We start from the raw sequence: 12829 nt of genomic DNA, 5'->3' as shown, positions 1-12829 counted from the left end.
GAGGTCGGGCGGCGGCATGTCCTCCCAGCCCCCGGTCGCGCACCCCTCAAGACGGCCATACGCTCCCAAATGTGACGCCGTCCTCGCACCCGACCGTGCGGGCGACAGCGGCAGCCACCGCACTGCTCACGTGGTGCCTGCTGCTCCTGTCCGCCCCCGCGGCATCCGCCGCCCCGGCCGACGACCCGGTCACGCTCTCCCGCGACGGCCAGATCACCGACAAGGTGGGCGCGCTCGGCGACCGCCGGGACGCCACCGGACGGGCTCTCGACCAGCTCTACGACGACCGCGGCCTCCAGCTCTTCGTCGTCTACGTACGCGACTTCTCCGGACGCGGCGCACAGGACTGGGCGGACGCCACCGCCGAGCGCAACGGGCTCGGCCTGGACGACGCGCTGCTGGCCGTCGCCACGCACGACCGCCAGTACGCCTACTCCGTAGACGTCGGTTCCCGGCTCACCGAGGCCCAGCTCCAGGACGTCGCGACCACCGCGATCAAGCCCGCGCTGCGGCAGAACGACTGGGCCGGCGCGGCCATCGGCGCCGCGAACGGCTACCGCGCGGTCCTCTCCGGGCAGCCCGTCCCCACCCCGACGCCCACCCCTGGGGAGGCCGACCCTGGCGGCGGCAGCGGCAGCGGCGACGACGTGGCCACCGGCGACCTCGTCCTGCCCATCGTGGCGGTCGGCGGCGCGGGCGCCCTCGCCGCGGTCGCCTACAGCCGCCGCAAACGGCGCACCAACACGCGTACGACGCCCGGAGGCGGTGGCTGGGGCAAGGGAGCGGCCGGCGAGCAGCCGACCCCGCTGCCGGAGCTCGACAAGCAGAGCAAGCAGCTCCTGGTGGAGACCGACGACGCGATCCGCACCAGCGCCGAGGAACTCGGCTTCGCCACCGCACAGTTCGGCGACGAGGCGGTGCGGCCCTTCACCGAAGCGCTCGCGTACGCACGCGCCGAGCTGACCGCGGCCTTCAAGCTGCGCCAGCGCCTTGACGACGCCCATCCGGAGGACGACGCGACCAAGCGCACCATGCTGGACGAGATCGTCTCGCGCTGCACCGAGGCGGGCCGGCGTCTGGACGCGGAAGCCGCGGGCTTCGACCAGCTGCGCGCCCTCGAACGTGACGCGGCGCAGGCCCTGGAGCACGCCGAAACGGTGTTCCGGCAGGTCACCGGGCGTACCAGCAGCGCGGAGAGCACCCTCGGCACGATCCGGGAGCGCTACGCCCCGTCCGCGTCCGCGCCGGTCGTGGGCCACGTGGAGCAGGCCAAGGACCGCCTCCTCTTCGCCACGACGCACCTCAACGAAGCCCGGCAGGCCATCGACGCGGGCGACAACGGCAAGGCCGCCGTCCATCTGCGGGCCGCCGAAGGCGCCGTCGACCAGGCGGGCACCTTCGTGGACGCCGTCGAGCGCCTCGCCGAAGAGCTCGCGCTGGCCGCGGAGAAGCTGCCCGACGCGCTCACCGAGACGGAGACCGACCTCGCCGAGGCGCGCGGCCTCCTGGAGGGCACCATGGCGGGCGCCTCCACGGCAGACCTGCACGGGCGCATCGCCCGCGCGGAGACGGTGGTCGCCGAGGTCCGCAAGAAGATGGCGGCGGGCCCGCACGACCCGATCGACGCCCTGCGCCGGGTCGAGGAGGCCGACACGGTCCTCGACGAGTCGCTCACGGGCGCCCGTGAGCGCGAGGTCGGCCGGCAGCGCGCCTCCTCCCTCCTCGGCCAGGCCCTGCTCACCGCGCGCAGCGCCGTGGGAACGGCTGCGGACTTCGTCGACACGCACCGGGGCGCGGTGGGCAGCGAGGCGAGGACCCGCCTTGCCGAGGCACAGCGGCACCTCTCGGGCGCGGAGGCCGCCCAGGACACCGACGCCGCCTCGGCACTCGCCGAAGCCCAGCAGGCCGACGCCCAGGCCCGCCAGGCGCAGCAGCTCGCCGAACGCGACGTACGCGGCTACGGCAACCCCTACGGGAGAGGCGGCGGGCGTGGCGGCGGCATGGGCGGCGCGGTGCTCGGCGGCATCATCCTCGGCGAGCTCTTCGGAGGCATGGGCCGCGGGACGGGCGGAGGGGGATTCGGAGGCGGCGGTTTCGGAGGCGGCGGCCCCGGGAGCTTCGGCGGAGGCGGGACGCGGGGGCGGATGGGCGGGGGCGGGAGGTTCTGAGACCGGCGCATCATGCCGCCGCCCTCGCGGCGGCCCTTTCGTACGTCCCCTGGAGCCCTCGCACAGAGCCCTCGCACCCCGATCACTCCTACCACCCCACATAGAAGGAGCTCGTCATGACGAAGCAGACGATCCTCGGCCGCGTGGCACAGCTCGCCAAGGCCAACATCAACTCGCTCCTCGATCAGGCCGAGGACCCGCAGAAGATGCTCGACCAGCTGATCCGCGACTACACGAACAACATCCGGGAGGCCGAGGAGGCGGTCGCGACCACCATCGGCAATCTGCGGATGCTGGAACTGGACCACAAGGAGGACCAGGACGCGGCCGACGAGTGGGGCTCCAAGGCGATCGCCGCCAGCAAGAAGGCGGACGAGCTGCGGTCCGGCGGGAGCGCCGTGGAGGCCGACAAGTTCGACGGCCTGGCCAAGGTCGCGCTGCAACGGCAGCTTCAGTCCGAGCGGGAGGCCAAGGACGCGGAGCCGACGATCGCCTCGCAGACCGAGGTCGTCGACAAGCTGAAGTCCGGGCTCGACCAGATGAAGATCAAGCTGACCCAGCTCCAGTCGAAGCGCGATCAGCTGGTGGCCCGCGCCAAGACCGCCCAGGCGCAGAACCAGATGATGGACGCCGCGCAGAGCATCGATGTGCTCGACCCGGCCAGCGAGTTGAGCCGTTTCGAGGACAAGGTGCGGCGCGAGGAGGCCAGGGCGCTGGGCAAGCAGGAGCTCGCCGCGTCCTCCCTGGACGCGCAGTTCGAGCAGTTGGACGGCATGGGCGACGAGGCGGAGGTCGCGGCCCGCCTCGCTGCCCTGAAGGCCACCACGTAACCGGCCGCCCGTAGAGGAGCGGGAGCCCTCAGCACAGGAGGGCTCAGAGCGGGAGCCCTCAGAACAGGCTGAGCAGCGCCTCCGCCGCGTCCATCGGCTCCACGCCGCTCTCCGGCAGCGGCATCTCGAACCACACCGTCTTGCCGCGCGGCGTCCTGCGCGAGCCCCACGCGGCGCTCAGCAGACCGACGAGCTGAAGCCCGCGGCCGCCCTCGTCCGTGTCACGCGCCCGGCGGCGGCGCGGCTGGACCAGCCCCGCGTCCCACACCTCGCACACCAGGGTGCGGTCGAGCAGGAGCCGCAGCCGGATGTCGCCCTCGCCGTACCGCAGCGCGTTGGTGACCAACTCGCTGACCAGCAGTTCGGTCGTGTCGCAGAGCGGTTCCAGGTCCCAGGTGCGCAGCTGCTCGCAGGCCAGTTCGCGGGCCCGGCCCACCGACTTCGGGTCGCGCGGCAGCGTCCAGTCGCCGACGGCCTCGGCGGGCAGGCCCTGGATGCGGGCCATGAGCAGCGCGATGTCGTCCTCTCCGTGGTGCGTGTCGAGGGTGTTCAGGACGTGGTCGCAGACGTCCTCGAGAGCGGGCGCGGGGTCGTCGAGCGCGCGGACGAAGGCGTTGAGGCCCTCGTCGAGGGGATGGTCGCGGGATTCGACGAGACCGTCCGTGTAGAGCGCGAGCAGGGCGCCCTCGGGCAGTTCGACCTCGACCTCCTCGAAGGGTTCGCCGCCGACGCCCAGCGGCATGCCGGGCGGCACGTCGAGCATGAGCGGCGATTCGCCGGGCTCGACGAGCACGGGCGGCAGGTGGCCGGCGTTGGCGAACGTGCAGCGACGCGTGACGGCGTCGTAGACCGCGTAGACGCAGGTGGCGAGGTAGACCTCCGAGAGGTCCGTGCCGTTCGCGGAACGCGTCTGGCGGGCCGCTCGCGTGGCCTGCTGGGTGCCTGAGGGGTCGCCGAGGCCGCGGGCGATCTCGTCGAGCGCGGAGAGGACCTCGGCGGGCTCCAGGTCCAGGAGCGCCAGGGTGCGTACGGCGGTGCGCAGTTCCCCCATGGCGACGGCGGCGCGCAGGCCGCGGCCCATGACGTCGCCGACGACCAGGGCGGTGCGGTGGCCCGGCAGCTCGATGACGTCGAACCAGTCGCCGCCGACCTCGGTGGCCGCGTTGCCCGGGAGGTAGCGGCAGGCGATGTCGAGGCCGGACGCCTCGGGGTCGCCCGGCGGCAGCAGGGAGCGCTGGAGTATCAGCGCGCGTTCGTGCTCGCGGCGGTAGAGGCGGGCGTTGTCGATACAGACCGCGGCGCGCGCGGCGAGCTCGACGGCGAGGGAGCGATCGCGCTCCCCGAAGGGCTCGCTTCCCTTCGTGCGGGAGAACTGGGCGATGCCGACGACCGTGTCGTGGGCGACCATCGGCACGGCAAGCGTCGACTGGATGAGCCCGCCGGTGAGCCTGCTCGCGGAGCCGTCGTCGGCCCCGGAGACCAGCCGCGGCCGTGCGGTGCGCAGGGCGTCGGCGCAGGGCGAGGTGAAGGCGAAGCGGTGCACGGCGCCCACGTCGACGGGGTGGCCGCCCTCGGGGAAGGGCGCGTCGGCGACGGCGCTCGCGAAGGCGACGCGGCGCAGTTCGGCGCTGCCGTCGGCGAGGCCCGGAGGCGTCTCGTCGCCGTCGAGCAGCCCCTGGTAGAGGTCCACGGACGCCAGGTCGCAGAAGCCGGGGACGGTGACGTCCAGGAGCTCGCGCGCGGTCGTCTCCAGGTCCAGGGAGTTGCCTATGCGGGCGCCCGCCTCGTTGAGCAGGGCGAGGTTGCGGCGGGCGTGGGCGGCCTCGCGGGCGGCGGCGTGCCGCCGGGTGACGTCGGTGCCCAGGCCCGCGACGCCTATGGGGCGGCCCGAACCGCTGTGCACGCGGTAGAGGTTGATCGACCAGTGGCGGCGTTCGTTGCTGCCGGGGGCGGGGCCGACGATCTGCATGTCCGTGACGGAGTCGCCGGTCTCCAGGACGCGCTTGAGCGCGGCGGCCATGCGGTCGGCCTCGTGCCGGGGGAGGTAGTCGTGGACGGTGCGTCCGCGCTGCTCGTCGACGCCGCCCCCGAAGACCGCGGCGAAGCGGCGGTTGGCCCGCTGCACCTTCAGGTCCGTGCCGAACAGCAGGAACCCGAAGGGAGATTGGCCGAAAATCGCCTGCGACGCGGCGAGGTCCGTCTCGATCTGCCGGAGCGCCCGTACGTCGACGACGATGCAGACGGCGGCCCGTTCCCCCTCCTCCGTCTCGGTCGGCATCACATAGACCTCGGCGATGCCTTCGGAGCCCTTGAAGACCCCCGCGCCGGAATCAGCACCGGAAGCCGCGCCGAGACCCGCGTCGGGCTCCGCACCGGAACCCGCGTCGGCCTCCTCGGCCTGCCCGGGCGCCCGGAAGGGGACCGACCCGGTCCACTCCCTGCCGTCCAGGATCTCCGCCATCTTGCGGTGCCCGCTGCTGCGCAGCTCAGGCGCCACGAAGGCTTCGATCGGGTCCCTGCCCACGGCGTCGTCGGCGGACACGCCGAACAGCCGCTCGGCCCGCAGACTCCACTGGTCGATGAGACCGTCGGGGCCGATCGAGAACGAGGCCACCTTGATGTAGTCGTAAATCGAACCGGGTGGACTGCTCTGCCACATCACGTCATCCGCAGCTTCGCCCCTAGCGTCACCCGACGGCCCGTCCTGCTCCGTCGCCTTCGCTGGTATCTCGCTCACGCGAACCGTCCCCTCCAGCTCACCACGTCCGGCACCGGTCACCGGATGCGGCTGCCCGCAGTATCCAGCACTACGGAGCCACGCCACACGGCGTTCACGATCACAGCACGGACTCAACTCTTTTTGGCCCGCCACCGTCTTGTGTCCGTCCTACGCTGCCAGTCTTCTAACCCGGCAGCACCAGCTCGAACCACACCGTCTTCCCCGTCTTCCCCGTCCTGCCCTGTCGTGTCCCCCAGCGCCGTGACACGCGGGCCACCAACTGGATGCCTCTGCCCCCCTCGTCATCGGGGGTGGCATCGCGCTCCAGGGGCGGGTCGGGGAGCGGATCGGAGACCTCCACGAGAAGGGTGCCGGACGGTCCGGCAGGGCGTACGAGACGTACGCCGATGGGGCCGGAGGCGTGCCGCAGGGAATTGGTCACCAATTCGCTCACGAGAAGGACGGTGATGTCACCGAGGGCGGCGAGGTCCCAGGCGGCGAGCTGCTTGCGGACGACGGCACGGGCCGTGCGCACGGCGCCCGGGTCCGCGGGAAAATCCCACTCGGCGCAGTCGCCTTCGGTGTCGATCACGCCGATCACTTCCAGACCAGCAACAGCGGACCCTTGTCCGGTTTCATGGGGTTAATGGGCACATACCCGATATCCCGCCGGAACTACCGCGCACCTGGGCGCACTGTGGCACGAACGGCGTAGGTGGGGCTCAAGCGCGGGGAGAGATGACCTCGCGCGCTCCCCCGCCCGGCGGCACCCGATCCGCCCAGCGACAGTCGATCCGCCTAGCGGCAGTCGATCCGCCTAGCGACACTCGATCGCGGCCGCCACCGCGGGGACGTCCGCGTCCAGCCACTCCACCGACCAGACCTCGTCCGGCGCGAGCCAGCGCAGTTCGTCGTGATCCTCCAGGGGCTCGGGGGCTCCCGAGCGGAGCTTCACCGTCCACACCCACAGGACGTATCCCGGCTTGAGCGGCCACTCACCGGGGACTCGCGCGACCGGTTCGGCGTCCACGCCCAGCTCCTCGCGCAGCTCGCGCACCAGGGCTTCCTCGGGGTGCTCGCCGGGCTCGACCTTCCCGCCGGGCAGTTCCCAGCGGCCCGCGAGCTCAGGGGGCGCGCTGCGTCGCGCGGCCAGCAGGCGCCCGTCGTCGTACAGGGCGGCGCCCACCACGATCCGTTCCGTCATGCGACGGAGCCTAAGCGGTCAGTGGGCGTTGCTGTTCTGGCTCAGCTTCTCCACCCAGTACAGCTGCTGGTGGCCGTGCTCGTCGAGGCTGTCCGCGATCTTCTCGGCCTCCGCCTTCGTCGCGTACCTGCCCACCCTGTAGCGGTTGCCGTTGTCGTCCTGACGTATCACGAGCCAGGGAAGTACGACCGTCCCGTCATTCATCGCGCCCCTCCGCTCGCCGCCCCCGGCGCGCGCCACGCCTCGATCAGTAAGGAAACCGCAATCCGCATATGCCCGAGCCTACGCCCGACCTTTACTCAGCGGATACGACTTTGCACAAAGAGGTACGCAATTGGCCAACGTCGAGGGGGCGCACTTTGTCGGGTGCGCCCCCTGGTGAGGTTGGTTCAGTCGGTGCGGGCGCGCGTCAGCCTGCGCGACCCCGGCCCCGCGTCACTCGGCGCGCACCGTGGGCATCGGCATGAGCACCGGCACACTCGACGGCGACGTACGGCAGACGTCGCCGCACTCCGCGTCCAGCGAGCAGCACAGGGAGCAGATCGGGCCCGACTGGACCGGGCAGTCGGCGATGTCCGGGAGTTCGTACTCCGTCTCGCAGACGGCGCACGCGTGCGTGGCCGTCACGTCGGGCACCTCGACATGCGGCCCGTTCACCGGGTTCGGGCGCGCAAGGTAGTACTTGCCCTTCGTGGCCCAGGCGATCAACGGGCACAGGACGACGGCGAGTCCGGCCGCGATGAACGTCGAGAAGGCCTCCGCGTACCGGCCGAAGAGGCCGAAGAAGGCCAGGATCGACACCACGGAGGCGATCACCATCGAGCCGAAGCCCGCCGGGTTCACCGCGTACAGGTAGGCCCTCTTGAACTCGATGTACGGGGGACTCCAGCCCATCCTCTTGTTGATGACGAGGTCGGCGGCGACCGCCACGATCCACGCGATGCCCACGTTCGAGTAGAAGCCGAGCAGCTTGTTGAGGGCGGCGAACATGTTCATCTCCATCAGCGTCAGCGCGATGGCGAGGTTGAGGAAGATGTACCAGACCCGGCCCGGGTGCTTGTGCGTGATGCGGGAGAAGAAGTTCGACCACGACAGCGAGCCGCTGTAGGCGTTGGTCACGTTGATCTTGATCTGCGAGACGATCACGAACAGGGCCGCCGCGGGAAGGGCGAACGAGCCGAGCCAGGGCTTCAGGGCCTCGATCTGCGGGGCGATCGGCTCCAGGGCGTGCGTCTTGCCGACGGCTTCGAGGGCCACGAACGCCAGGAGCGCGCCGCCCAGCTGCTTGGCCGCGCCGATGACGACCCAGCCGGGGCCCGCCGCGAGAACGGCCAGATTCCAACGCCTCTTGTTCTGCTCGGTCTTGGCCGGCATGAACCGCAGATAGTCCGCCTGCTCGCCGATCTGCGCGATGAGCGAGAGCGCGACGCCCGTGCCGAGCCCGAAGGCGACCCACGAGAAGCCGCTGCCCGCGCCCTCGGTGCCCCCGAAAGAGGCGAAGGCGCCCCAGGCGTCCGGTGCCTCGAAGGCGAGCACCACGAAGGGCAGCACCATGCCGACGAGCCAGATCGGCTGCGTCCAGGCCTGCACCTTGGCCAGGGCTCCCATGCCGCGGAAGACGATCGGGATCACGATGAGCGTCGTGATCAAGTAGCCGATCTCCACCGGGAGTCCGACGGCCTGGTGCATGGCCTGGGCCATGATCGAGCCTTCGAGCGCGAAGAAGATGAACGTGAACGAGGCGTAGATCAGCGACGTCAGCGTCGAGCCGAAGTAGCCGAAGCCGGCGCCCCGGGTGACCAGGTCCATGTCCAGGCCGTACTTGGCGCAGGCCCGCGCGATCGGGATGCCGGTGACGAAGATGATCGTCGCGGCGCACAGGATCGAGGCGAGTCCGCTGGTGAAGCCGTAGGTGAAGACGATGGACGCGCCGATCGCGAAGTCCGCGAGGTAGGCGATGCCGCCGAGCGCGGTCGAGGCCACCATCGTCGGCGACCAGCGCCGGAACGAGTGCGGCGCGTACCGCAGGGAGTAGTCCTCGCGGCTCTCGTCGGCCGCCATCTTCGCGTAGCTGCGCTGGGGCGGCGGGCCGGCGGCGGCACTGGTGTCGCGGGTGGCCGTATCCGTCATGTGGGCTCCTGTCGTCCGACCGGATTGCGGGTACGGGCGACGAAGTTAGGAGCCGTGCATGACAAGTTGCCGCAGGGGACGATTGCTCCGGCGTTACGGAAGTCGGGCGCGGGTTAACTCGCGATCACGGCGGGCGGACGGGCCCGTCCGGATTCCGGGCGTGCGGGCCAGTCCTGATTCCGGGCGTACGCCGGAGCGTCCGGTCACCTCACCGGCAGGTGGTATGCGATCCGATACCGGTCCGCGGGCACCACGACGTCGGCCGTCTCGACCGGCTTGCCCGACGCGAAGTACGTCCGCTGCACGACGATCACCACATGGCCGGGGACACCGCCGAGCGCCATGAGCTCCTCCGCAAGCCCCGGGCGCGCTCCGACCTCCTCCGCGACGTTGTCCACGATCACGTCGATGGCCGCCATGCGTTCGACCACTCCGCAGCCGCCGAGGGGTCCCTCCTCGGGGAGCATCACCGGAGTGCGTCCGGTGACGGCGAGGGGCTCCCAGGAAGTGGAGAGCATCATCACCTCGCCCGCGTCGCGGTAGACGTACTTGGTGCACATCACGCGGTCGCCCGCGCGGATGCCGAGGCGCTCGGCGACCGCGCTGGTCGCCTCCGCCTGTTCGCTGCGGGACTCCCAGGTGCCGCGCGCGCCGTCCTCCGCCTGCTCCTGACGGAAGGGTGTCGAGCCGCCGGAGCCGCGGTAGCCGGTGCGGGCCACGCGGCGGGGCACCGGTCGCTCGCGCACGTACGTGCCGGATCCGGAACGTCCCTCGACCAGGCCTTCGGCCATCAGGACCTTGCGTGCCTCCAGGGCGACCGTGTCCGACACTCCGTACTCCTCGCGGATCCTGGCCTGCGAGGGGAGTCGGGTGTGCGGCGGCAGGGAACCGTCGACGATCTTCTTGCGGAGATCACCCGCGACACGCAGATACGCCGGCTGTTCACCGAAAGTCACTGGCCACTCCCATCAGGTTGACAGACAGCAACAGCCTGGCAACCGTCGGTTGTTGGCCGCAACCCAAGGCCAATGAATCACCCGATGTGATGAAGTCTGTGCGTGCAGGGCTTTACGCAGGGGCTTTCCCCAGCTATGGCGATCACCCTTCCGCGGCGCTCCAAGGGGCCGCGACGGCACTCCAGAAGGGCCGTGATCAGGCGCTCGCGCCCCGGACGGCGAGGAAACGGGAGACCGCCGAGCGCGCGATCTGGCTCCCCCAGCCGCCCCAGTTCACGTCGAAGCAGTGGTCCGCCCAAGGGAGTTCGACATACGTCGCCGGCGCTCCGGCCGCGTCCAGGCGCCGCGCCAGCTCACGCGCCTGCGCCACCGGCACCGCGCGGTCCGCGCTGCCGTGCAGCAGGAGCGTGGGCGGCACATCGGTCCGTACGAGCCTCGCGGGCGAGCCGAGGAGGTAGCGGGCGGGTGCGGTCTTCGCCGAACCGCCCATCAGGCGCGGGATCATGGGGTCGGCGCGCAGCGCGGTCCCGGCGACGAGGCGCGCCATGTCGGTCGGCCCGTAGAGGGAGATCACCCCGGCGACCGAGCTGTCACGCACCGCACAGGACGCGGGGACGCGGTCATCACCCTCCGTGTAGGCGGCCGCGAGGGCGAGGTTGCCGCCCGCCGAACTCCCCGCGAGGACAAGGCGGTCGGGATCGATGCCGTACGCGCGCGCGTGCCGCCGCACCCACCCCACGGCGCACTTCACGTCGCCGATCTGGTCGAGCTGGGTCACGCGGGGCGCGAGCCGGTAGTCGATGTCGAAGACCGACCAGCCCTGTTCGTTGAACCAGCGGTTCCATGCGGGGCTCTGACCGCGGTGCCCCTTGTTCCAGCCCCCTCCGTGCACCCAGACCACGGCCGGGTGACGCACCCCGGCCCGCTTCGGCAGGGTCCAGAGGTCCAGCTTCTCGCGCCGCTCGCCGATGCGGGCGTAGCGGCGGGTGCGCTCCCCGTCGGGGGCCTTGGCGTAGTTGACGCCCTCGAAGTAGGCGGTGGGGGCCAGGGGTTGCCCGAAGGCCTCGGCGGCGCGGTGCGCGGCGGCGTACGGCATGACTCCGTAGACGAGCGCGAGGAACGCGGTCAGGACGGCGAACCCGGCGCACCAGGGGTACCGCCGCCCCGCGAGCACGCCGGCCGCCAGGCCGACGACCGCGGGCGGCACGAGCACGAGCCCCCAGGAGGTGATCGCCGCCGCGACGAGCACCAGGAGGGGGATGCGGGGCAGCGGGGCGGCGACGAGCACGACAAGGGCGGCGTTCAGGAGGGCGACGAGGACGAGGAGCCCGCGGGAGAGGTGCGCGACGCACGAAACCCTGGGCCCGTTCCTGCCGTTGCGGCTGCCCCTTCGGGGAGAGTCCGGCGCCGCGGGCCCCGGAGTGCGCTGGGCCGCGACGGTCGGCGTCATGACGGTCGTCACGCCGAAGAACTATCACAGAAGCGGACAAAAAGCCCTTAAGGTGAGTGGTGTGAGCGGCCGTTGCGGCGACCGGCCCCGCGGCCGACGCACCCCACGCCACACCACCACCAAGCCACACCACCGCCCCCTTCCGTCACACCGCGGCGCCCGCCCCGCCCCCGGCGCCCCCGGCGTCTTCGTGGCTCCCGCCGCCCCCCGGCACGTCACGAGGCGAAGTGGTCGCCAGGCCCAGGGGTTTGCGGGCCGCGGCCTCGCGCTCGCCGCTGATGTGCCGCTGCGCCGGCACGTAGTACGCGTCGAAGGCGTCGGCGTCCTTGGCGGTGGACGCCTTCTTCCACTGCTTGCGGTTCTGCTCGATGGCGTCGACGAGGGCGGCGACATCGGCGTCCGCCTTCGCGGGCCAGTCGTGCGCGCGCAGCAGCCGCGCCTGCTCGGCGAGGCCCTTCTCGACGCGGCCCGCCCACTCCTTGTGGCCCGGCAGGTCGTCCGCGAAGCGCTCCGTGTCGGGTTCGGTCCCGTACGCGTCGTAGAGGGCCTTGTCCGCCTTCAGGTAGGCCAGCTGGTCGGCGTCGAGGTTCGTCGCGTCCCGCCGCACCGTTCCCTTCAGGGTGCGCTCCCGCTCCACGACGCCGTAGAGGCAGGTGATGTGGCGGTCCCCCTGGCTCCAGGTCTCCCGGTCGGGCATGAAGTACGTGAGCTCCGCGTCCCCGATGTCGACCCAGGAGTCGAGCACGTAGGAGGCGTCCAGGTCGACGCACTTGCGGGCGGCGAGCGAGGTGAGCGCGTCCTCGCCCGGGAAGGTCGCGTGGTTCACCCGGAACTGGGCGATGACCTCGCCGTCGTGCCGGTCCGAGCACGGCGCCTCGTCGATCTCGAAGGCGTACTTGGCGCCTTCGAGATCGCTGCCGGGGACGTTGAAGCACTCCCCCTTGCCGATGGGGAACCCGGAGCTGTTCCGGGATTCACGCGCGGCGTCCCTGAAGCCGTCCATGAAGTCACGCGCACCCCCGGTGACGACGGCGAGCACCAGCAGCACGATGCCGAGGGCGGACAGGATGCTGCCCGCGATCGCCATACCCTTGCCGCGCTCGCCCTTCTTCGCGATCTGCGAGAGCGCGACCAGGCCGAGGACCAGACCGACGGCGGGTATGCAGCACAGGATGCCGAGGACGAGCGAGGCGATCGCGAAGCCGTTGACCGGAGGGCGCGCGTACGGCGAGTACGCGCCGGGCCACCGCTGGTACGGGACCTGGGGTCCGCCCGGGTACGGGGGCTGCGCGGGCGGCCCGTACGGGGCCTGCCCGTAGGGCTGCTGAGGGCGGCCACCGGGGTCGGGCGGCGGGGGTATGTCCACGGGTCC

At 71.6% G+C, this 12829-nt stretch carries 10 protein-coding genes; 2 read left to right on the top strand and 8 right to left on the bottom strand.

The genetic code is table 11. The features are described 5' to 3' along the window. Positions 1-71: 71 nt before the first annotated feature. Both ACIGXX_RS25445 and ACIGXX_RS25440 read left to right on the top strand, forming a co-directional pair. Positions 72-2168: a TPM domain-containing protein gene (locus ACIGXX_RS25445; RefSeq protein ID WP_399979073.1), complete on the top strand. Its 2097-nt coding sequence runs from the start codon at positions 72-74 to the stop codon at positions 2166-2168. A 116-nt stretch (positions 2169-2284) separates the two neighbouring features. After that, positions 2285-2998 (top strand): PspA/IM30 family protein, encoded by a 714-nt coding sequence (locus tag ACIGXX_RS25440; RefSeq protein WP_366463364.1) that lies wholly within the window; start codon positions 2285-2287, stop codon positions 2996-2998. 58 nt (positions 2999-3056) lie between these two features. Here ACIGXX_RS25440 and ACIGXX_RS25435 read toward each other — a convergent pair whose 3' ends face one another. The 8 genes from ACIGXX_RS25435 to ACIGXX_RS25400 all read right to left on the bottom strand — a co-directional run bounded on the left by ACIGXX_RS25435 (position 3057) and on the right by ACIGXX_RS25400 (position 12823). After that, positions 3057-5735, bottom strand: coding sequence for a SpoIIE family protein phosphatase (locus ACIGXX_RS25435; RefSeq protein ID WP_361464459.1), 2679 nt, complete (start codon positions 5733-5735; stop codon positions 3057-3059). 166 nt (positions 5736-5901) lie between these two features. Continuing rightward, a complete protein-coding gene (locus ACIGXX_RS25430) occupies positions 5902-6318 on the bottom strand; it encodes an ATP-binding protein (RefSeq protein ID WP_351163369.1) in 417 nt (138 codons plus the stop codon). 216 nt (positions 6319-6534) lie between these two features. Continuing rightward, entirely contained in the window at positions 6535-6921 is a 387-nt protein-coding gene (locus ACIGXX_RS25425) for a (deoxy)nucleoside triphosphate pyrophosphohydrolase (RefSeq protein WP_399979068.1), read from the bottom strand. An 18-nt stretch (positions 6922-6939) separates the two neighbouring features. Next, the gene (locus ACIGXX_RS25420) at positions 6940-7125 is read right to left on the bottom strand and encodes an SPOR domain-containing protein (RefSeq protein WP_351163366.1); all 186 of its coding nucleotides are present in this window, start codon (positions 7123-7125) and stop codon (positions 6940-6942) included. A gap of 231 nt (positions 7126-7356) precedes the next feature. Further along, positions 7357-9051 (bottom strand): hypothetical protein, encoded by a 1695-nt coding sequence (locus ACIGXX_RS25415; protein ID WP_351163364.1) that lies wholly within the window; start codon positions 9049-9051, stop codon positions 7357-7359. Positions 9052-9254: 203 nt separating this feature from the next. Continuing rightward, the gene (locus ACIGXX_RS25410; protein WP_351163362.1) at positions 9255-10007 is read right to left on the bottom strand and encodes a GntR family transcriptional regulator; all 753 of its coding nucleotides are present in this window, start codon (positions 10005-10007) and stop codon (positions 9255-9257) included. A gap of 196 nt (positions 10008-10203) precedes the next feature. After that, a complete protein-coding gene (locus ACIGXX_RS25405; RefSeq protein WP_399979063.1) occupies positions 10204-11469 on the bottom strand; it encodes an alpha/beta hydrolase fold domain-containing protein in 1266 nt (421 codons plus the stop codon). Between the two features lie 133 nt (positions 11470-11602). Next, positions 11603-12823 (bottom strand): DUF4190 domain-containing protein, encoded by a 1221-nt coding sequence (locus tag ACIGXX_RS25400; RefSeq protein ID WP_399979060.1) that lies wholly within the window; start codon positions 12821-12823, stop codon positions 11603-11605. Positions 12824-12829: the final 6 nt, after the last annotated feature.

The organism is Streptomyces sp. NPDC055243 (assembly GCF_044544025.1).
Taxonomy (GTDB): Bacteria; Actinomycetota; Actinomycetes; order Streptomycetales; family Streptomycetaceae; genus Streptomyces.
The sequence above is the reverse complement of the archived record's forward strand: the minus strand, read 5'-3'. Positions and strand labels throughout refer to the sequence as shown.

Bases quoted from the DNA above. Each gene is read 5' to 3' on its own strand.
- ACIGXX_RS25440 (WP_366463364.1), top strand. From the start codon at position 2,285: ATGACGAAGCAGACGATCCTCGGCCGCGTGGCACAGCTCGCCAAGGCC.
- ACIGXX_RS25425 (WP_399979068.1), bottom strand. From the start codon at position 6,921: ATGACGGAACGGATCGTGGTGGGCGCCGCCCTGTACGACGACGGGCGC.
- ACIGXX_RS25415 (WP_351163364.1), bottom strand. From the start codon at position 9,051: ATGACGGATACGGCCACCCGCGACACCAGTGCCGCCGCCGGCCCGCCG.
- ACIGXX_RS25420 (WP_351163366.1), bottom strand. From the start codon at position 7,125: ATGAATGACGGGACGGTCGTACTTCCCTGGCTCGTGATACGTCAGGAC.